General features: G+C 62.2%; 16 protein-coding genes. All 16 read right to left on the bottom strand.

The window, feature by feature from the left end; genetic code table 11:
- Positions 1–274: 274 nt before the first annotated feature.
- Complete coding sequence (locus LAN61_13980; protein ID MBZ5541622.1) at positions 275–1,471, bottom strand: hypothetical protein; 1,197 nt, start codon at positions 1,469–1,471, stop codon at positions 275–277.
- Entirely contained in the window at positions 1,468–2,064 is a 597-nt protein-coding gene (locus tag LAN61_13975) for a cytochrome c (protein MBZ5541621.1), read from the bottom strand. Before LAN61_13975 ends, LAN61_13980 begins: the two co-directional genes overlap by 4 nt.
- Positions 2,046–2,588: a DUF3341 domain-containing protein gene (locus LAN61_13970; protein MBZ5541620.1), complete on the bottom strand. Its 543-nt coding sequence runs from the start codon at positions 2,586–2,588 to the stop codon at positions 2,046–2,048. The genes LAN61_13975 and LAN61_13970 overlap by 19 nt, the downstream gene beginning before the upstream one ends.
- Positions 2,585–4,033: a polysulfide reductase NrfD gene (nrfD, locus tag LAN61_13965; protein ID MBZ5541619.1), complete on the bottom strand. Its 1,449-nt coding sequence runs from the start codon at positions 4,031–4,033 to the stop codon at positions 2,585–2,587. The genes LAN61_13970 and nrfD overlap by 4 nt, the downstream gene beginning before the upstream one ends.
- A complete protein-coding gene (locus tag LAN61_13960; GenBank protein MBZ5541618.1) occupies positions 4,026–7,094 on the bottom strand; it encodes a TAT-variant-translocated molybdopterin oxidoreductase in 3,069 nt (1,022 codons plus the stop codon). The genes nrfD and LAN61_13960 overlap by 8 nt, the downstream gene beginning before the upstream one ends.
- Positions 7,095–7,103: 9 nt before the next feature.
- Positions 7,104–7,757 (bottom strand): cytochrome c family protein, encoded by a 654-nt coding sequence (locus LAN61_13955; GenBank protein MBZ5541617.1) that lies wholly within the window; start codon positions 7,755–7,757, stop codon positions 7,104–7,106.
- A gap of 10 nt (positions 7,758–7,767) precedes the next feature.
- Positions 7,768–9,093 carry an MFS transporter gene (locus LAN61_13950; GenBank protein ID MBZ5541616.1) on the bottom strand — a complete coding sequence of 442 codons (1,326 nt, stop codon included), beginning with the start codon at positions 9,091–9,093 and terminating at the stop codon, positions 7,768–7,770.
- A gap of 45 nt (positions 9,094–9,138) precedes the next feature.
- Positions 9,139–10,671: an alginate export family protein gene (locus LAN61_13945; protein ID MBZ5541615.1), complete on the bottom strand. Its 1,533-nt coding sequence runs from the start codon at positions 10,669–10,671 to the stop codon at positions 9,139–9,141.
- Positions 10,668–11,360: a respiratory nitrate reductase subunit gamma gene (narI, locus tag LAN61_13940; protein MBZ5541614.1), complete on the bottom strand. Its 693-nt coding sequence runs from the start codon at positions 11,358–11,360 to the stop codon at positions 10,668–10,670. The genes LAN61_13945 and narI overlap by 4 nt, the downstream gene beginning before the upstream one ends.
- A 12-nt stretch (positions 11,361–11,372) precedes the next feature.
- The gene (locus LAN61_13935) at positions 11,373–11,936 is read right to left on the bottom strand and encodes a hypothetical protein (protein ID MBZ5541613.1); all 564 of its coding nucleotides are present in this window, start codon (positions 11,934–11,936) and stop codon (positions 11,373–11,375) included.
- A complete protein-coding gene (gene narH / locus LAN61_13930; GenBank protein MBZ5541612.1) occupies positions 11,936–13,426 on the bottom strand; it encodes a nitrate reductase subunit beta in 1,491 nt (496 codons plus the stop codon). The genes LAN61_13935 and narH overlap by 1 nt, the downstream gene beginning before the upstream one ends.
- A gap of 11 nt (positions 13,427–13,437) precedes the next feature.
- On the bottom strand, positions 13,438–16,620 hold the full coding sequence (locus tag LAN61_13925; GenBank protein ID MBZ5541611.1) for a nitrate reductase subunit alpha: 3,183 nt from the start codon (positions 16,618–16,620) through the stop codon (positions 13,438–13,440).
- A gap of 367 nt (positions 16,621–16,987) precedes the next feature.
- On the bottom strand, positions 16,988–17,830 hold the full coding sequence (locus tag LAN61_13920) for a cytochrome c (GenBank protein MBZ5541610.1): 843 nt from the start codon (positions 17,828–17,830) through the stop codon (positions 16,988–16,990).
- Positions 17,827–18,321, bottom strand: coding sequence for an Rrf2 family transcriptional regulator (locus LAN61_13915; GenBank protein ID MBZ5541609.1), 495 nt, complete (start codon positions 18,319–18,321; stop codon positions 17,827–17,829). The genes LAN61_13920 and LAN61_13915 overlap by 4 nt, the downstream gene beginning before the upstream one ends.
- A 499-nt stretch (positions 18,322–18,820) precedes the next feature.
- A complete protein-coding gene (locus tag LAN61_13910) occupies positions 18,821–20,725 on the bottom strand; it encodes a RecQ family ATP-dependent DNA helicase (GenBank protein MBZ5541608.1) in 1,905 nt (634 codons plus the stop codon).
- A gap of 156 nt (positions 20,726–20,881) precedes the next feature.
- Positions 20,882–21,586, bottom strand: coding sequence for a dienelactone hydrolase family protein (locus tag LAN61_13905; GenBank protein MBZ5541607.1), 705 nt, complete (start codon positions 21,584–21,586; stop codon positions 20,882–20,884).
- Between the last annotated feature and the right edge of the window lie 3 nt (positions 21,587–21,589).

Raw genomic sequence — 21,589 nt, 5'->3', positions numbered from 1 at the left:
GCCTTGGGCGCAGGAGGTCCCCGGTTCAAATCCGGGCGCCCCGACCAGATCTTTCGACGCGTTGTGGACGTTAGCGTTCATCGCGCTTATTGCACGGTAGCGGAAATTGTAGTGACTTGCCTGCTTTTTTCATCGCTTCCATGTATTTGGCAGGATTCGGACCCCAATTGGACCCCGGTTTTTGCTGACAACAACCGGACTCTCCGAAGGCTCTGACTTGGTTCACGATGCTCTTGACGAAGGTTTGTTCGCGACCGAAGCAAAAAACCCTGTCTTAAGTTTGTGCGGGGCGCGTTTTTCGCGCATGGCCCTGCAGGCTTGGAGAGAAGAGCGGGTCGCCAACAGGAACTGGCTCGGATGCAAAAAACGCGCGCAGGGTCACCAGAACCAAGCTCGCCGCCACAACCGCGAGTGCTGCAAAGTCCCAGATCATAGGCCGCGGACTTGCCGCTGCGAACGGCGCAATGATCATAAGGTAGAGGTCGGAAACACGGCCTAGCAGAACGATCGTAGAAGCGGCGGCGAGGGTCCGTGGGTTGATCTTATTTGCGCGCGGCAGAAGCAGCAAAAAGGGCAACGCCCAGTTCAGCAGCAGGTTCACGACAAACAATTGTCCCCACCCCGAGCTTGTCCTGAGCACCATGTAAGAGGTTTCTTCAGTGAGATTGGCATACCAGATCAACATGTACTGGCTGAACCAGATGTAAGCCCAAAACGTTGCGAAGGCCACGATCATGCGGCCCAGATCCAGAAACTGATCGTCGCTAACTCCGTGGCGCAGCGGTCCGGTCGTACGCAAGGCCAGGGCCAACAGAGCGATCATGGCCAAACCCGAAAGAAACATCCCGGAAAAGTGGTAGATACCGAAGATCGTGCTGGCCCAGTGGGGCTCGAGCGACATGATCCAGTCCGTGGACGCCAGCCAGAAGGTCACCCCGAAGACCACCAGGAAGGCCACCGAAAGGCGCGTGTTCTTCCGGCTTAACTCCATGCCGCCATCCCGATCCTGACGGCGCGAATTCCTTCGAATCGCCGACGAAAATCCCAGCCAGGCCGCAAGGTAGAGCACGGCACGAACGAGAAAGAAAGGGTAGGAAAGCCAGGCGTGTTTGAAGCCCGCCCATCCTTCCGTGACGATTTCTGTATGGCCGTACCAGGGATAAATCGAGGGATGCACGAGGAGTACCGCCAGAATTCCCAGGCCTCCCAGGGGTAGGGCGGCCGCGAGAGCTTCGCCCACGCGCCGTAGCGGAATGCTCCACACCGCTCCGCTCGCATACTGGAGAGCGACAAAAAAGATGCCGGACAAGCCGAGGCACACCATCGCGAAACTGGCGAGCAACAGATCCGGCCAGGCTCGGCCCGGAGCAATCCGGAGTCCCAGCAGGAGAATTACCCCAGCGATCGCGGCAACCGCGGCTGCCGGCCTCCGCAAAGCGGCCAGTCGCGCAGGAACCTGGTGATCATTCATGGCTGACCTCCCGCCGGAACAGGCGAGGCTTGCTTCTGGAGAGAGCGCACAAATGCAATCACCTGCCAGCGATCCTCCCGTGAGAGCTGGCTTGCATAGGAGGGCATGTTCTTCTGGCCGTAGGTCAAAATGTGGAAAATCTGGCCATCCTTAATTTTCCTGGCGTTGTCCGCATACAGCGAAGGCGGCGCGGGATAACCTCGCTGTATTACCAGGCCGTCGCCTTTGCCCGCGGCGCCATGACACGGGACACAGAAATTAGCGAAGACGACGGAGCCGCGGGAGATAGCTTGGGCGTCATCAGGCCGAATGGGGCTCTCCAAAGTGTCACCCGCGCGAACCGCATCTTCTGGGGTGGGGGCATAGTGCAACGGGAGAAATCCGCGCGGGATCGTTCCCGCAACCGGAGTCTGCAGCGTCATCCCGTTCGCAAAGTTGGGGTTCGTGGAGTACGCATTGAAGCGCGGGGTTCGCACCATCTCCGGAATAAACTCGCGGTTCGGCCGCCAGGGTTGAGGGCGCATCGCCCAGTTCAGCGCCAGACTCGCCAGGAACACCGCCAGCAGCGCGACGTTCAGAGTTCGCCGGGACATCCAGCCTCCTCGATCCGTTCCTCAAACGCCACAACACCGAACTTCTCAAACAGCCGGCGCACCCGCGCCAGGTCGAAGCGCGCGTCCGACTCTTCCAGCACCAGGACAAAGCGGTCGTCGGTGACGCCGGGAAAAGGCATAACCGGCCGCTTGCCCGGCCGGAGCCGCGCCAGCACGAGGAAAGCAAACATGGTCGTCAACCCGGCGGAAAGCACCATGACTTCAAACGTCACGGGCACGAAGGCGGGGAGAGAGTTCCAGGGCTTGCCACCGATGTTGAGCGGCCAGTCCACCATGGTGGTCCAGAATTCAAACCAAAGTTTCAGCGCGGCCCCGGTGATCGCCGCCAGGAAGCAAACCCAGGGAAGACGCGACGGACGCAAGCCCATCGCCGCGTCCAATCCATGCACGGCATACGGGGTGTAGACGTCGATGACCTTCCATCCCTTGGCGCGGGCCTCCTGCGTGACCCCCAGCAGATTCGCTTCGTCGTCAAACACTCCGACAACGACTCGCCGGCTCATGCGAATCCTCCTTCCCCGGTCTGCACAGCGGCGGTCTTCAATTTTTCCAGCGGCCGTCCTGCGGGATGCCGCTCGGAACCCGGTACTTTCGCTTGGTGGCCAACGTGCAGCACGCCTTTCACCTCGGCCATCGCGATGACCGGCAAAAACCGGCAGAAGAGGAGAAATAAGGTGAAGAACAGGCCGAAACTCCCGAGCAGCATGGAGATCTCGATGGGCGTGGGGCGGTAACTCGTCCAGCTGGAGGGCAGGAAATCGCGGTGCAGCGAGGTCACGATGATGACGAAGCGTTCAAACCACATGCCGACATTCACCAGGATGGAGATGGGAAAGACCAGCCAGAGATTGCTCCGCACCTTTCGGAACCAGAGCAACTGCGGAGTGAGCACGTTGCAACCCACCATGATCCCATAGGCCCAGCCGAAGGGCCCGAAGGCGCGATTCAGAAACGCGAATTCTTCATACGCATTCGTCGAATAGAGGGCGGTGAAAAATTCCGTGGCATAGGCGAGGGCAACAATTCCGCTGGTCAGCAGGAGCAGCTTGCACATCACATCGACGTGGCGCAGCGTAATGTAGTTTTCCAGACGCATGGTTTTGCGCGCCACGAGGACCAGCGTCAAAACCATGGCCACCCCGGAGAAGATCGCTCCGGCAACAAAGTACGGCGGGAAGATGGTGGCATGCCAGCCCGGAATCACTCCGGTCGCGAAGTCCCAGCTCACGATGGTGTGCACCGAGAGGACCAGCGGCGTCGCGAGTCCCGCGAGCATCAGATACAAGGATTCGTAGCGATGCCAGGTGCGGAAGGAGCCATTCCAGCCGAGGCTCATCACGGACGCCAACCGCCAGCGGAAACCACTGCGCAACCGGTCGCGCACCGTCGCCAAATCCGGGATCAGTCCCAGGTACCAGAAGACCAAGGAAATTGTGAAATACGTGCCAACCGCAAAAGCGTCCCACACCAGCGGCGAACGAAAATTGACCCACAAAGGCCCGCGCGTGTTGGGATAGGGAAACAGCCAGTACGCCATCCAGGGCCGGCCGAGGTGAATCACGGGGAAAATGCCCGCGCACATGACCGCGAAGATCGTCATGGCTTCGGCGGAACGATTCACGGAGGTGCGCCAACGCTGGCGCAGCAGGAAGAGGATCGCGGAAATCAAGGTGCCCGCGTGGCCGATGCCGATCCAGAAAACGAAGGAAGTGATGCCCACGGCCCAGCCGACGGTGCGATTCACGCCCCACGTGCCGATTCCGGTGGCCACTTCATAGCTCACGGCCAATGCGCCGAGGAGCAGGAGCGCAAGAGCCACAAGAAATCCGCCCCACCACAGCGGCGTGGGCCGCCCTTCGAGGGAATGGCAGATATCTCGCGTGACATCCGCCGGTGTCTTGTTGCCGGTGATCAAAGGCTTTTGCAGCGGTACAGGAAAGTCAGCCATTGTTCTGGCCCTCTTTTGAGGTTCTGTCCGCGGAATCGCGATTCCGGACCAGACTGAGGTAATTCACCGCCGGCCGGAAGTTGAACTCCTCGAGTACCCCGAACCGCCGTGGATCGCGCGCCATCTGGGCGATGCGGCTGTTCGGATCGTTCAGGTCCCCGAAAACAATCGCCTGCGATGGACACGACTGCTGGCACGCGGTCTGGATCTGCCCGTCGGCAATCGGCTTGCCGCGCCGCCGGGACTCGATGCGCGCGGCTTCAATTCGCTGCACGCAGAAGGAACACTTTTCCATCACGCCGCGCGATCGCACAGTCACATCGGGATTGAGCGCGAGGTTTTGCAGACGATCGTTGCGGACATAGTTGAACCAGTTGAAACGGCGCGTCTTGTAGGGGCAGTTGTTGGCGCAATAGCGCGTGCCCACGCAACGATTGTAGATCTGCTGGTTGAGCCCCTCGGCGCTGTGCACCGTCGCAAGCACCGGGCAAACGGTTTCGCACGGTGCGTTGTCGCATTGCTGGCAGATCATTGGCTGCTGCACCACGTCGACGTCCGCATCGCCCGAGTAGTAGCGATCGATTCGGATCCAGTGCATCTCGCGATGGCGAAGAACCTCATCCTTGCCCACGACGGGAATGTTGTTCTCGGCCTGGCAAGCGACGACACAGCCGGAACAGCCTGTGCACGCAGTCAGATCAATGGCCATGGACCACCGATGGCCGTTGTACGGATGGTCCGCCGGCCAGAGGCCGTTCTTGCCGGACGCGGCGGGGGAAGGTTCCCCGGCCTCTGCGATCAACGCGCCGAACGTTGTTTCGCGCACGATTTCGCGATGTTCGCCGCCGACCAGCGGCACGTTCTGCGGCATCGTCAAGCTGTGATGGGTCTGCGTGGAGGCCAGCGCGTGCCGCTTGCCGGTCTTACTCAGACGGATCCCCTCATGAACGTATTGCAGGCTTCCGCCAGCGAGGATGAGCATCGCTGCGGCATTTTTTCCGATCCGGCCGTCTTCGCCCACGTCCGGCCCGCCGAAAAGCCATTTCGGCCCGACGCTGGCGAATCGCGCCGTGGCTTTGCGGCCGTAGCCAAGCGCCACGGCGATCACTTGGTCGTGCTGTCCCGGCTGCACATAAACCGGCAGTTCCAGCGCGGCCGCGCTTCCCTTCCCGGCATCCGCTTCGAGGCGAACGACGTCCCCATCTTTCAGTCCGAGCCGTTGCGCCGCGGCAGGAGAAACGCATGCGTAGTTATCCCAAGTCACCTTGCTGATGGGATCCGGCAGCTCCTGCAACCAGGGATTTTCCGCGTGGCGGCCGTCCAGCATCGCGACCTTAGGATAGAGAACCAAGGAGAACTCGCCGCCAGCGGGAGCCGGAGGCGGCACCGCCTGAAGTGCCGCAGCGCGAAAATGGCTAGGCTTGGGCGCCGCGGAAGGCACTTCCGCAAACCCGGCTTCGACGGCACGATCCCAGAACGTTTGGAAATCCGCATCGCCTTTGCGCTGCGGAAATATATTCTCGCGCCAGTAATCCCGGAGGATGTCGTAGGCCGCTTTCGGCTGGCCTCCCCAAATCGCGAGACTCTCCTGGACAGCGCGCGTATTGCCCAGAGGGCGTATCGCCGGCTGGAACAAGCCGATCGTGCCGCGCACGGGTTCGGCGTCGCCCCAGGATTCCAGGGAATGGTGGTCCGGGCAAACAAACCGCGCGAGCGCGGAGGTTTCATCCAGACGGCCGGCAAAGCTCACTACCAGCGGCACTTTTCGAATCTGTCCGGCCAGCGCGTCTCCGCTGGGCAGGTCGTAGACGGGATTAACTCCATGGAGAAAGAGCGCAGCGACCTTACCGTCACGCAGCTCTTCCAGAAGTGTCTGCAGCTCGCGATCGTTGCCAGCCTTCTGCAGCGAAGGACGCTCCAGCTCCAGCGACGATCCGTAATTCCCCAGCAGGTCGTTGAGGAAATTGACGAGCACCTGCAGCCGGACGTCTTGAGAGCCGCAAAGGACCAGGCTGCGGCCGCGTGCCTGCCAGAGCCGGTGCGCGAGGTCGTCGAGCAATGTATCCGGCGGATGGCCCGCCCCGCCGACACGGAGAGGAAACGCCGCGCCCGCGAGAAGAGCCAGGCGCGCAGCGAGGCCCACCATTGCTTCGCCGAGTTCTTGGGGCGACACGCGGACGCGCCGGTCGGCTTTGGCTCCGGTCACCGACAAGCGCGATTCAAATTGCGCGTGATACGACATCCGCGGCGGATGGACATCGAGCCGGCGCCCGGCGGCGTAGCCGCGGCTAAACTCCACCGGCGAGATCAACGTTGCCAGAAAATCCGCGTCGAAACTCACGATCACGTCGGCGTGATCGAACCGGTAGTGCGGTAGCAATCGCTCCCCGTGCGTGTCTTTGTGCGCATCCAGGATCGCGGAGCTGGACAGCCCGTCATAAACGATGTGGCGTGCATCGCGGAATGGCGCGAGGAACTTCCGGATCTCCGCGTTCAACGTGGGACTCGATATCGTCCCGGTGAGAAAACGAACCGGCCTGTCCGCGCTGCGGTGCAGGGCGAGCTGGGCGGCGACCTGCCGGTCCACTTCGTCCCAGTTGGCGGGCTGACCATCCAGCTGCGGTTCTGTGCAGCGGTGCGAATCGTAGAGCTCCAACAGCGAAGCCTGTCCCACGGCGCAGAGTCCGCCCCGCGAGACCGGATGTTGCGGATTGCCTTCCAGTTTGATGGGCCGCCCATCGCGGTTCTTGGCCAGAACCCCGCAGCTCGCCGGGCATCCTCCGCAGGTGCTCGCGTAGAAATAGGAAACTCCAGGAACGATCTCTTCGGGCTGAATCAGATAGGGGATCGCTTTTTCGACGGGCGCGCGCGAACAGCCGATTCCGGCCGCCGCTACGGCAGCCGTGAAGCCCGCGGCCTTCAAGAAGGAGCGCCGGCTGAATTGCTCAGCCGGACGATCTAGGGGCTCAGGAAACTCGTCCGTGGTGATTCGTACGAGATCCGCTGCGCCCGGGCCTTCCTCCCAGCTCTTCCAGTATTGCGGCGTTTTCCCCGAAGCCATGCGCACTCCTCAGTAGTGACACGTCGAGCAGTCAATCGAAGGCTGCACCGGTTTGCTCGCTACGCCCGCTGCATTCGCCGTCCGGTGGCAGTTCACGCACCAGCCCATCGTCAAGTCCGGCACCTGGCGCACGCGGTCCATGGTTTCGACCGGGCCGTGGCACTGCTGGCACGCCACGCCGGCGCTGACGTGCGCGCTGTGGTTGAAATAGGCGAAATCCGGCAGCCGGTTGACGCGCGTCCACGCGATCGGTTGCGGCGTCCTTTGCGGATCGCGCACCAGGCGCTCGTCGAGCGCCAACGCATCGTAGATCTTCTGAATTTCCGGTGACACGACCAGCCGCGGCTTGCGGTTTTCCCGCTTCGCCAGTTCGTCTTCGGCGCGCAGCGCACCGAGCGGCGCCGGGATAAACTTGTGGCAGTTCATGCACGTACTGGCGGGAGGAATGCCGGCATGGCGGCTCGTCTCCGCCCCCGAATGGCAGTAGAGGCACGCGATTTGCAGTTCCCCTGCGTGCAACCGATGAGAGAAAGCAATGGGTTGAACCGGCTCGTACCCCTGCTGATTGCCGGGAATGTGCCACGAGCTCGCCTGCACAGCGAACATGGCCAGGCTGAACAACAGCCCCACAGTCAGCACGATGGTGACGACTTTCTCGTTCATCAGTGGCCCCCTAGCGGCCGGCTCCCGCGGGCTCTGCCTGCACCGCGGGCGGTGTCGCACTCTCGCGCGTATATTTGAGAATCCAGGCCATCGAGAGCGAGAAAAGGGACAGGAAAATAAAGGTCACAAATCCGATCGCATATCCTGGAGTGCCGAGGTTGCGGACCGCAAAGGCCATCACCGGCGGGATCACGAATCCGCCGAACGCTCCCAAGCCTCCCACCCAGCCGGCTGCGCCTCCCACGGCGTGCGGCACAGCCTGCGGCACGATCTTGAACACCGCCGCATTGGAGATTCCCATGCCGATGGCCATCAAGATCTCGCCCGGCACCGAGAGCTCGAACTGGTGCGAGCTGGTCATCACCAGCGCGCCGACCAGCGTGATCAGCAACGCAAGAATCGCTGTGTTTTCTCCACCCTCGTGCAACTGGTCGGAGAGGACGCCGCCCGCGATTCGAATCAGCGAGGCCAGGATCGAAAAGACGGCCGTCAGCAACCCGGCTTTCAACAGGCTGACGCCGTAAAAAGAGATCCAGTAGGTCGGCAGCCAGGCGGTCAGCGCGATGAAGCCGCCGAAAGTTGTAAAGTAGATCCAGACAAGCGCCCAGGTCCGCCACACGCGAGCGGACGCTCGCAGGCTTTCTTTCAAACTTCCGGCGGGGAACAAGTCCTGGCCGAGTTCACACGCACGCGCCCGGGCATCCGCGGGAGCCAGACCCTGCTTCAATAGTTGGAAATACGGGCTGTTCCTGCCGGAGATGGCGTAGAGAAGCGTTCCGGCGGCGAGAATGCTCAGCCAGAGTACGTAGGACCCCGCAAGGCGAAACCGCGCCAGCGCGAAGGGTAGAATCAGCGTGAAGATGCCCGGGGCCACATTGCCTACCCCGGCAAAGATGGCCAGAGCGCGCCCCTGTTTTTTCTGCGGAAACCAATAGGCAACTTGACTGATCCCGACGGAAAACGTTGCGATTCCGCAACCGCACAGAACCCCCAGCGCCAGCAGCAGCGGAAAGCTTGCGGCGGAGAGGTGTGCGGGGTACAGGAACCGGGCAACCAGTGTCAGGCCGGTCATCCCTGCCAGGGAAAGACCCAGCAGCAACAGAAACGGCTTGCGGCCCCCGGTGGTATCCACCCACGCCGAAAACGGAATTCGTAACAGGGAGCCGGACAGGGCCGGTATGGCGACCAGGAACCCCATGGCCAGCGGGCCGAGGCCCATCACCTGCTGAAAAAGTTTGGCGGACGGTCCAAAGAGAGCGACCGCCGCGAAGCCGACGAAAAAGCCCAGGGTCGCGCTCCATAACGCCCGCTTGGGTGATCCTTCGATGCGATTCACGGCATTCCTCCCTCGCCGCGGCAGTGCGGCGTCATGGCGCCTGGTTCAAAAGCGGAAATTTGTTTCCACAAAGGCAAATTGGCCGTTTGGGCCGTTCGGATAAATTTTCGCGATCACGTCTTGGCCCCAGGCATGCGCGTAGTAAAGACCAACTCCGAAGTTTCGCGTCATCTGGTAGTCGGCGCTGATGTCCGCCACGTTGGCCAGGCTGCGGTTGCCGTTGCTGGGGCGGCCGGTATAGCCGAACGTCTTGGGCTGGAACGCGCCGCCGCCCAGGTACCAGAGATCCGTGGACTTGTTGAGGCGCAGCACATGCAATTCGCTGCGCAGCGAAAGCTTTGCATGCGGGCGAAGATTCAGCGTCCCGTAGAAATCTTCGTTATTCATCATGTTGTAGAACGGAAAGCGCGCGTAAGGCCGGGGCGTCGGCAATATCTGGAAAAACGTGCCGTGGTGCGCATCGTTCGCATTTCCGTCGCCGCTGCCGTAGGAATAGCCGGCGCTCAGCCACGGTTTCAGGTGCTTCACCGGCGGCTGCCAGCCAAACTCCCCGATGAAAGCGCCCGCGCCGTGTTGTTGGATTCCCCACGAGCCGCTTTGCAGCGCGCCCCAGAGAAGAAAGTTGAACTTGCCGCGCGTTGCGGTATGGAAAACATGGATATAGTCCAGACCATAGGTTCCAATGCGAATCTGGTCCTGGTCCGCGGCACGAACCGCTTGCGGCCGGTCGTCGGTCTTCAGTACTGTGCTGCGGCGATCGACGTAGCCCACGCTGAACAACCGCAGTTCCCCTGCTCCATGCCGGGCCTCGACAGGGATCGTCAGCGCCCCGTAGTACACCTCCGCATTTACTTCGCCCATGGCATCGATTTGAAAGACGCCGCGCGTCGTCCGGGCTCCGATGAGAGTCAGGTTGTTCTGGCCGAAGTTGTAGGAGAACTGCGCGCCGTCGAAGCTGCGCCCAACCGCCGACCATCCGAAATTGCCGATGAGCCGCTGTGCGATACGGCTCTGCACTAGCGCGGCCAGCGTCGCGTCCTTAGGCACGACCTCCGTGCCGTCGAGGAATTCAAAGCGCCCGAGCCGGAGATTTCCTTTACCCAACCCCTTGAATCGGATGTAGGCCTGCTTGACGAATCCGTTGGCGTTGTTGCGGCCATTGCCGTTGGCGGCGAAATACGTGCCGCCCAATCCCAGCTGTCCTTGCGGGGCTGCCACAACGGCATCCGCGGGCAGGCCGAGAATCGTGTCTTGCGCGGCTTCGAGTTGCCAATCGAAGCGCGCACTCTGCTGGCCGATGGCAACGCGCAAGAGCGAGTGGCCGAAGGCATAGTTGCTGTTGCCTGCCGGGCCTTCGAACCAGTCCCAGCCTTCCACGCGCACACGCCAGCTGCCGGAAATATCCAGAGGACCAAGCTTGCGCTTCGGAGCAGGCGCAGTCTCCAGTTTCGGCGGCACCACAGCGCGCTGGGCCGGTGCAGATGCGGGTTCCGCGGATTGCGCAAAAGCGATCCCGGGGCACATCCCTGCGCAAACCAGAACCAGCTTCGCCACTGCGTGTTGGAGATTTCTGCTCACGCCGCTTCTTTCGGTGCGCGATACCACCGGACCACCTGCGTCCTGCGCCAGAGATAGGGATTGGGAACTACCAGGATGTGCACCATGCGCGTGAACGGAGTGAAGCCGATGATGGCGTACGCCAGAACAATATGCGCTTTCACCGCGCCCGGCAGCATCGCCACGTAACCCAGATCCGGATTGAACCGCACCAGGGACCACAGATACGGGGAAATCGCCGCAGCGAACCAGGCCGATCCCCAGGGGTGAAAGACGGCAACGGAAACGCCGAGCAACACCTCGGCGAGCAACATCGCCAGCACCACCCAGTCAAAACCGTTGGTTACCTTGCGAACTTTGGAAACAGTCAGCCGCCGCGCAATCGCTCCCAGCAATCCCACGACCGTGAGCAGACCGAAAACCAGCGCGGTCGTCTCCAGGATGTACAGGCGCAAGGGCCGGCTATTCCAGGCCAGGATCTGCTGGGGCAGAAGAAAAGCCACCACGTGCCCGGTCAGCACGAAGACGATTCCGTAGTGGAAGGGCACAAGCGCCCAGAAGTGGCGTTGATTTTCCAGGAACTGCGAGGACAGGCTCGAGTAGGAGTACGGCGTCAGGCGAAAGCGCAGGATGGTGGCCAGGAAAAAGATGAACATCGCCAGATAGGGGAAGACGATGAACAGCAGCTGATTGACGAATGGGTTAGTCATCTTCTTTTCCTCTTACTGCAATACGTGCAATTCCGGCACGCGCTTCGGAGTCAGCGCGGGATCGTACGGGTACCGGTCCTTCAGGAAAGCGAAGGCCGCCTCCAGCAGAGGTGCAAACGCATTGCGATTTTCTTTCCAGGCGGAGCGCATCTTATCGAGCGCCGGCAGTACATAGCGGCTGGCGAATTCGGCGGCTTCCTCCGCCTCCAGCTTTCCGAGCAGCAGGAGGGCATGGGAGAGATGATCGGGAAGTTCGCCGGACTCCGGCACATCATATTCGCGGAGCTGCTCGCGCATCCTCACGAGGAATTCGCCGCGGTGGTAATCCTCTCCGTAGAGCTGCCAGCCGATCTCCAGCGTACACATCGGATTCAGGTCAAACGTGCGGGTGAAAAGTTCCTGCAACTCCTCCGTGCCCAGCCCCTCGATGCCGGCATGAAACTCCCGGAAGGCAGCGGCGGCTTCGCCCGGCTCGCTGCCCATCGCGCCAAGACAATCGCCGGCCTGCAGGCGGTAGCCGCCCGCCGGGTAGCTGAAGAGCACGGCAAGCCCCGCGTAAATATTGGCGTCGCTCATCACGTCCCCCGGTGCGGTCCGGAGACAAATCCGAATCCAGCACCCTGCTTGTGCTCCAGCGGGTCTTCCAGCATCTGGATGGCTTCCTCGCGGTGCATCGGCGGGATCACAAAACGATCGTCGAAGGTGCACAGCGAAGTCAGCCTGTAGATCGCTTCGGCTTCTGCCGCCGAGCAATCGGCCTCCCGCAGCATCCGTTCGGCGGTGGCCATCTCCACATCGCCCACGGTCAGCGCGCGGCGATACCAGCGGACGGCTTTCTGCTTGCGCAGCGCGTACCGCACGAAGCCTTCATGCCCCGCGCCAAATAAATTGGCGAGAAATTGCAACGGGACGCGCGATTCGTCGATGTCGTGGAAGAGGTCCTCGGAATTGTGATGAATCGTTCCCTCCGCCTGGTTCGACATCACCGGGGACATCGGCGGCACGTAGAACAGCATGGGCATGGTCCGGTATTCGATATGTGGCGGCAGGGCGATCTTCCACACCTTCACGAATTGATAGACCGGAGAGCGTTGCGCGGATTCGAGGACCGATTCGTGAATGCCGTTCTTCCGCGCGCCCGCGATTACTTCGGGATCGTGCGGATCGAGAATCAGCGCGCGCTGCGCTTCGACGAGCTTCTCGTCCGGACTCGCCGCGAACGCCTCGATCCGCGATGCGTCGTACAGCACCACGCCCAGATACCGGATACGGCCCACGCAGGAATGGAAGCAGGCGGGAGCTTGCCCGGTTTCCAGCCGCGGGTAGCAGAGAATGCACTTCTCCGATTTTCCCGTGTTCCAGTTGTAAAACATTTTCTTGTACGGGCACGCCGCCACGCACATGCGCCAGCCGCGGCAGCGCTTCTGATCCACGAGAACGATGCCGTCCTCGCCGCGCTTGTACAGCGCGCCCGACGGGCAGGAAGCGACGCAGGACGGATTCAAACAGTGATTGCAGATGCGCGGAAAATAGAAAAAGACCAGCCGCTCGACCGCGGAAAGCTGCGCGCGCTGCTCCGCGCTCAACCCTTTCAGGTTCGGGTCGTTTTCCGCATAGACCGGTGAGCCGCCCAGATCGTCATCCCAGTTCGGGCCGGATTCGATCTGGATTAATTCCCCGGTGACCATCGAGATGGGCCGGGCCGTCGGCTGGTCCGGTCCTTCGGGAGCGTTGAACAGATGCTGGTAGTCGTAGGTCCACGGCTCATAGTAGTCATCCATCGTGGGCATGCTGGGGTTGTGATAGATGTTGAAGATCGTCTTCGCTTTGCTCGTGGAGCGCAGCTGGAGTTTCCCGTCATGCACCTCCCAGCCGCCGTGGTATTTCTCCTGATCTTCCCAGCGGGTGGGAAAGCCCGTGCCGGGCTTGGTCTCCACGTTGTTCCACCACATGTATTCGGTGCCGCGGCGGTCGGTCCAGATGTTTTTGCACGCGATGCTGCACGTGTGGCAGCCGATGCACTTGTCCAGATGAAAGACCATCGCCACTTGCGAACGGACGTCCATAGCAGCGCTCCTCACCACTTCAGTTCGGGCAGCTTCCGCACGAAGACGTGCGTGTCCCGGTTACAGCCCACCGGACCCCAGTAGTTAAAATGGAACGTGAATTGTCCGTAGCCGCCGACCATCAGATTCGGCTTCAGCCGCGTGCGCGTCAGCGAATTGTGCCCGCCCGCGCGGCGGTTCTTGCGCAGCGGCGAAGTCGGAACGGAAAACGTTCTTTCCGGCGAATGATACTGGATGCAGATGCCGCGCGGGATGCGCGCGCTCACCACCGCCCGCGTGACCACCACGCCGTTGTCGTTGTGCACTTCCACCCAGTCGTTGTCGTTGATGGCGATGTCCACCGCGTCCTTATCGTTCATCCACAGCGGCTCGATGCCCCGCGAAAGCGTGGTCATGCGGTGGTTGTCGCCGTAGGTCGAGTGGATGTGCCATTTCCCGTGCGGCGTCAGATAGTTCAGCGTCTTGGTCGGCCCCACTTCCTCGCTCAGACGCAGATCGCTGTACTGCACCGGCAGCGGCTTCGGCTTATAGGTCGGCAGGTGCTCGCCAAACTGGATGTAGCCGGGATGGTCGAGATAGAAATGCTGCCGGCCGGTCAGCGTTCGCCAGGGCACCAGGCATTCCACGTTATAAGTGAAGGGCGCGTAGGCCCGGCCGTCTTCCGTCAGCCCGGACCACATGGGGCTGTTCAAAAGGCGGTGCGGCCTGGTTTGCAGTTCCTTATAGGAGATGCGTGACCCGCGATTGCGCTCGGCCAGGTGCGCGAGCGGCAAGCCCACCTTGGCTTCCATATCGCGATACGAGCGGTAGGCCAGTTCTCCGTTGGTAACCGACGCGAATCGCAGGATCAGATTGCAGACATCTTCATCCGCAGCCATCGAGGGATAGCGCTGGCCGTTCCACACACTCACCGGCAAATTGCGCGCGGCCTCATCGTAGAGATCCTCACAGTTGTAATGCGTGCCGTGGGCCCCCAAGCCTTGCGCGCGGACTTGCGGCCCGAACGAGATGTACTGGTTATAGAGGTTGCTGTAGTCGCGCGCGACCAGCTTCAGCCCGGGCATCGTTTTCCCGGGAATTGCTTCCACTTCGCCGCTCTTCCAATCCAGCATTTGCGGCTGCGCGATCTCCGCCGCCGTGTCGTGCGCCAGCGGTGTCGCCACCAGGTCCCACATGGGCTTGGGGAAATGCCGGGCGGCCAATTCCGAAAACTTCTTCGCCAGGGAGCCGAAGATCTGCCAGTCGCTCTTGGATTCCCAGCAGGGAGGCACCGCCGCGGAGAGCGGATGGATGAAGCTGTGCATGTCGGTCGAATTCAGATCGGCCTTCTCATACCAGGTGGCCGCCGGCAGCACGATGTCGGAATAAAGCGCGGACGTGTCCATGCGGAAATTCAGATCCACGATCAGATCCATCTTTCCCTGCGGAGCCGTCTCGTGCCACACCACCTCCTTCACCGAACCTTCCGCCATGTCCGTGGCGATGCTATTGGTGTGCGTGCCGAGATAGTGCTTCAGGAAGTATTCGTGGCCTTTGGCGCTGGCCATCAGCGCGTTGCCCCTCCAGATGAACCATACGCGCGGCCAGTTTTCCTCCGCGTCGGGGTCTTCGACCGCAAATTTCAGCTCGCCGCTCTTCAGCTTTTTCGTGGTGTATTCGGCCACCTTCTCCGGCGTGTCGGCGCCGGCCTGCTGCGCTTCGCGGACCACTTCCAGCGGATTGCGGTTGAACTGCGGATAGAACGGCAGCCAGCCATTGCGCACGGCGCGCACCTGCGCGTCCATCGTGTGCCCGCCGGCGAGCGATCCGGGAGCCTGGCCGGGAGGAACGGTATGGTAATCGGTGAACTGCTTCTCATAGCGCCATTGATCGGAATTGACGTAGTGCCAGCTCGGCGCATTCTGCAGCCGCGCCGCGGGCATCCAGTCCCGGGCAAATGCAATCGAAGACCAGGACTCCATCGGGGCCAGTTTTTCCTGGCCCACGTAATGCGCCAGTCCTCCGCCGTTCACGCCCACGCAGCCGCAGAACATCAGCGCGTGGATCGCGGCGCGATACATGAGATTGCCGTGATACCAGTGATTGATCCCCGCGCCGATGATGACCGTGCACTTGCCCTTGGTATGATTCGCCGTGCTTCCCCACTCCCGCGCGAAGCGGATCAGCACATCTCGCCCCAAACCGGTAAATTTCTCGGACCACGCCGGGGTATAGGGCGCGTCGGCATCGTCATAATCCCGGGGATAGGCGCCCGGCAAGCCGCGCGGCACGCCGTATTGCGCCATCAGCAGGTCGTACGCCGTCGTCACGGTCACCGTGCCGCCGTCCGCTGTCCGGATCTTGCGCACCGGCACGCCGCGGCAAATCGTTTTCCCCTCGGCAAAATCGTCGAAGCGCACCTGTACGACGTCGTCGCCTTCGCCGAGGAAGGTCAGCGCGGGGTCAATCGCCGAACCGTCGCGGCCGTCTTTCAGTTCGAGGTTCCACTTCCCTTTCTCCTGGCCCCAGCGGAATCCGGAGCTGCCCATCGGCATCTTCGGCCGCTGCTCCGCCCCATCCCACATCAGAAACTTCCATTCCCCGTTCTCGGCGCCCTGATAGGCGGCAAGACGTCCGGCGCGGAGCAACTGCCCGGCGCGGTACTCGTTGCCGTCCTGGCTCAGTTCGACGAGGTACGGAGCGTCCGTATATTTCTTCGTGTAATCCAGGAAATAGGGAATCTTCTGTTCGTGGTGAAACTCTTTCAGAAGGACGTGGTTCGCCGCCATCCACCACGCGCCATCCTGCCCCGCATTGATGCGCACCCATTCGTCCGCATATTTCGAAACCTGGCTGAAGTCCGGCGCGAAGACCCACATCTTGCTGCCGTTGTGGCGCGCTTCGGCGGCGAAATGACAATCCGGCGTGCGCGTCATGTTCAGGTTCGAGCCCATCACCGCCAGCAGCTTGGCGTTGTACCAGTCGGCGGATTCGTTCACGTCGGTCTGCTCGCGGAGGCGTAGCTGATCATGGACATCGCCGGAATCGGCGAAAAGCCCGCGATGCGGTCGGGCCCGTGCTTCCGTGCGGTATACAGGCAGCTTGCCGCGATCAGCTCCTTCACGGTCTCCCAATCGCTGCGGCGGAATCCTCCCTTGCCGCGCGCCTTCTGCCAGCGCTGCCGCGCCTCGGGGTTCTCCACCAGCGATTGCCAGGCTTCGACGGGATCGTCAAACTTGCCCCGCGCTTCTTTCCACAAGTCCAGCAGCGCCCCGCGCATGTAGGGGTACTTCACGCGCAGTGGGCTGTAGAGGTACCACGAATAGGAAATTCCGCGCTGGCAGCCCCGCGGCTCGTACGGCGGAAGACTTGCTTCGAGCAGGGGATAATCCAGCCCCTGCATCTCCCAGGTGACGATTCCGTCTTTGACGAAAATCTGCCAGGTGCAGCCGCCCGTGCAGTTGACGCCGTGGGTGCTGCGAACGATCTTGTCGTGCTGCCAGCGGTTGCGATAGAACTCTTCCCAACTACGCAACTGCGGGTTGCTTTCATCCTTGATCCAGCTCACGCCATTCTTGCGCTTCATTCCGCACCTCGTTGCGCCGCAGTCACCATGCTCCGCCGCACCGTTCGCATCCGGTTTCGCCACACCCAGCCCATGACCAGGAGACCGAGGGATGCACCCGCAAAACCGCCTATGAAAAAATTCACTTGCGTCCCCGTGTCCGCGGGCTGTGAGCGCCGCGAGGCATCCTCAAACACGGAGAGCAGCGGCAGGATTTCCTCGGATTGCAAAGGGTGCTGGCGAAATACAGCCTGCATCGTCGGCGTAACGGGAGCGGAAAGCCACGCGCCCACTGCCTTTCGTCCGCCCAGGCGCTCATAAACCCGCGTCAGATCCGGTCCCAGCCGGCCCCCTCCCAGACCGCCAATCGTGCCGAGCGTATGGCAGGAAATGCAGGGCGGACCGCCCTGACTCAACTTCCGGGTGCCCGCGAAAATTTCCGTCCCCAGGGTTACATCGGCCGCTGTAAATGGCCGGTCACTGATACTCACCCCGGCGAATCGGGACTTGGCAAGCTTCGATTCCGCCTCAATCATATCGAGCAGTCCTTTCGCCATTTGCGGTGTCAAACCTTGAATCGCAGGCATCACGACTCCGCGGGCGTCTTGCTGCAGTTGCAAAGCGAAAGGGTCCCCGCCATCAATGACTGCCTTTGGGTTTTGGATGAAGTGCTCGAGCCAGGCACGATCCTTTTGCTTCGTCACATCCTTCAGGTCGGGGCCCGTTATCCGCCCGCCGCCAATCGTGTGGCAACTGGTGCAGTTCTGTTGAAAAAAGTCGGCCGGCTGTTGGGCAAGTGCTCTGGGGCACAAGAAAAACAGCAACAGCAAAGCGCTTAGCAACCATCCGAATTTCATCACAACCGCTTCCTTTCTCGCGCTCGGACTGCCGCGGCCTCCGCAGCGATCAAATTGAGCACGCCCGGTTTTTGGTGGCGTGATTTCTCATTCACCACACGGACCAGATCGGCGAGCGTCGTTTGTTCGAGGAAGTTGTGGATAGCCGCCCGCAGAGGCAGCCACTCTTCATGGAGCGGACAAGGATTCTCCTCGGAACACACCCCGAGGCCCAGAACGCATATGTCCGGCTCCTTCGCACCTTCCACGGCGCGGACTACCGCGGCGAGCGAGATGCTCTTCGGTGCGCGGCCGAGTTCCATACCCTTTCCGGGACCGCGGAAGGACCGGACCAAACCGGAAGCCCCGAGCCGCTGGAAAATCTTCGCCAGGTACGCCTCCGAAACACCCGTGTGCGCAGCGATTTCGCGGACCGGCGAAAGCTTCCCGGGCTCCTGCTGCGCCAGGAAGAGCGTTGCGCGAATGGCGAGTTCGGAAGCGTGTTGGAGGAGCAAGTTAACGAATCCCCATTCGGGAATTCTTTACCTTGTATTCCAGTATTTGTTGTTTGTCAAGTCACATTTCTTTTGCCTGTGGAAGAAACCTCCTCTAGCCTGCCATTCAAGGTGTTTCTTGGGTTCTTGATGCGAACGCTTTAGGACTGGAATAATAGATACAGTTATCCACTATGGTCTTTTCTCGCCCATGCCAATCTGCGATCCAGGCGATGACCTCTCTCGTGGTCGCTCCGGGCGGCGCCGCCCGCGCCGAGGAGGTCGTGCGACACCCGGCCTGCGGGCCACGCGCATCCCGCTGTTTGAATCCGCGCTGACGAACGCCGGCTTCCAGCCACAGCAGCAGCAAGAATCCCTGGGCGGACTGCTGGTCGCGGGCCTCTGACAGGTCTCGATCTAACCGGCAAGCAACCCGCGGACCCCCGGCAATCACGCGAACCGGCAAAGTATCGCAGGCACAGAGAAAAACGAGGTTCGCCCGCATTCGCCTGGTACGAGGTCAAGCCTGCAGGCGGCGCAAACGGGCTACGACCAGGCGGATCTCTTCAAAGGAGATTTCCGGCGGGAGCGCTTCCTTGAGGGGGCGGAGGCGGTCGATTCCGAGACCCGCGCAGGCCGCTTCGATGCGGGCCTGCTTCGCGGCTTCCACCCAGGCGGGCTGAAATTCCACGTCGCCCTGCTCCACCAGGTCGGCGACCATGCTGATCACGGTGGTCACCTGCCGGCTGCGAATCTCCGCGATCTCCGCGAAGCTGCGGCCTACTTTGAGCAACTGCAGGGTTTCGTCCACGGGCTTGCGCTTTTTTTCCGGCGCCGCGCTGGCCCGGACGCCGTCGCGGAAGCGCTTCAGCACATCCAGGATCTGCCGGCCGTATAGTTCGGTCTTGCGCTCGCCAAATCCGCTGACGCTGCGAATTCCGGAGAGCGCCGTGGGGCGCGCGCGGCAGAGCTCTTCGAGCGAGGTGTCGTGCATTACGACGTAGGCGGGAACGTTGTTCTCTTTGGCCATTTCGCGCCGCCACTCGCGGAGATAGTCGCGCAATTCGGGGTCCACATCCGAGGCGCCGCCGCCCGGAACCAGACTCTTATCCAGCGAGGGGGAGCGCCGCGGCCGGGCCACGCCGGGGGACGGCACGGCGGTTCTGCGGCGCCGGGAGCGCTTCTCTTCGGCCGGCGTGGCCAGCCACTCGGTGTCGCAGCCGCAGACGTCGCAGGCTTCGCAGTAATCCAATTTAAATTTTTCACCGAAGTGCGAGCAGATCTGGCGGTGGCGGCAGGCCTGCGCTTCGGCGAAGCCGCGGATTTCGTGATAGCGCTGCCAGGCGCGATCCTTTTCCGCGGGGTCGCTGAGCTGCCCGATGAAGTGCGCCAGCAGGCCGGCGTCGCGCTTCTGCCAGAACAACAGGCAGTCCGCGGGCAGGCCATCGCGGCCGGCACGGCCGGCTTCCTGGTAATACTGCTCGATGGATTTGGGCAGCGAGAGATGGATGACGGCGCGCACGGCGGCTTTGTTGATGCCCAGGCCGAAGGCGACGGTGCCCACGAGCACACGCACTTCGTCGGACATCCAGCGCTCCTGATTGCGGCGGCGCTCGCCGCTGTCCATCCGGCCGTGATAAGCGATGGCGGGAATGCCCTGCTCTTCGAGAAAATCCACGGTCTCTTCGACGCGGGCGATGGTGGGGGCGTAGACGATGACGTTGCTGCCGCTGTAGCGGCGCAGCGACTTCACGAGCAGCGCGGACTGCGTGCGCGCGTTGCACTCGTTGACGATGTAGCGCAAGTTGGGGCGGTGGAAGCTGACGATGTACTTGTCCGGGGCCCGCAGCTGGAGCTGCTCGATGATGTCGTGGCGCACGCGGCGCGTGGCGCTGGCGGTGAAGGCGGCGATGGGCCGGTCGGGAAAGTGCTTGCGCAGGCTGCTGAGCTGGCGGTACTCGGGGCGGAACTCGTGACCCCACTCGGAGATGCAGTGGGCTTCGTCGATGGCGAAGAAGGAGACCGGGACACGCTGCAGCCAGGCGACAGTGTCCGGGCGGGCGAGGCGTTCCGGAGAAAGATACAGCAGGCGGTATTCGCCGGCGAGGGATTTGCGCATGACCTGGGACTGCTCGCCGGCGGCGAGCGAGCTGTTCAGCAGCGCGGCGGGAAGGCCCATCTGCGTGAGCTGCGCCACCTGGTCCTGCATCAGGGCGATCAGCGGCGACACCACGATGACGGTCTGCGTGGAGAGCATGGCCGCGGGCAACTGGTAGCAGAGGGATTTGCCGCCGCCGGTGGGCATGATCACGCAAGTGTCGCGGCCGCCAAACAGGCTGCCCACGATGCGCTCCTGCAACGGGCGAAACGAATCGTAACCCCAGTAGCGGCGCAGCGCCCCCAGCAGCTCGGTCCTGGAATGCACGGGAGCAGTATAAAGGGCGGCCGGTATGCAGTCGATGAAAAAGCGAAAGTCCGCGAGGCCAAATTTTGAGTCAGGGCTCGGCTATACGCGCGGCTGGAGAAATTACTGTCCGCGCCCTGAGATGACACTGGCGAACCGCACCCTCGCGAGCCGTTGCTAGAGGGTGGCAATGACCGGATTTTCGCCCATGAGGAAGCGGGCGAACCATTCGCCGGCCTCCTTGCCGACCTGTTCGAGTGTGCCGGGCTCTTCGAAAAGGTGCGTGGCGCCGGGAACGACGACCAGCTCTTTCTTGGCGCAGCCGAGAGCGGTGTAGGCTTCGCGATTCATGCCCAGAACCGGCTCATCATCGCCGCCGACGATGAGCAGCGTCGGCGCCTTGACTTTGGCCAGGGCCTTCCCGGCGAGGTCCGGGCGTCCGCCGCGGGAGACGATCGCGGCGACGTCGTCGACGCGCTGCGTGGCGGCCACCAGCGCGGCGGCCGCGCCGGTGCTGGCGCCGAAGTAGCCGAGATGCAGAGCGCGCGTGGCGGCGTTCTGGCGCACCCAGTCGGTGGCGCCCACGAGGCGGCGCGTCAGGTAATGGATGTCGAAGCGCAGGTGCGCGGCAATGCGGTCATGCGCCTCTTCCTCCATGGTCAGCAGGTCGAAGAGCAACGTGCCCAGGCCGCGTTCCTGCAGCATGCGCGCCACGAAGCGGTTGCGCGGGCTGTGCCGGCTGCTGCCGCTGCCGTGGGCAAAAAGCACGATGCCGGTTGTCTCCTCGGGAATTGCCAGATCACCGGGAAGTAATATGGCGCCGAGGCGCACCTCAATGCTGGTTTCCGTAATCTTGTGTTTCACTTGCGTCGCCGGACTCATGGT

This window comes from Terriglobia bacterium (genome assembly GCA_020072785.1).
In the GTDB taxonomy this organism is placed as follows: Bacteria; Acidobacteriota; Terriglobia; order Acidiferrales; family UBA7541; genus Acidiferrum.
The sequence above is the reverse complement of the archived record's forward strand: the minus strand, read 5'-3'. Positions and strand labels throughout refer to the sequence as shown.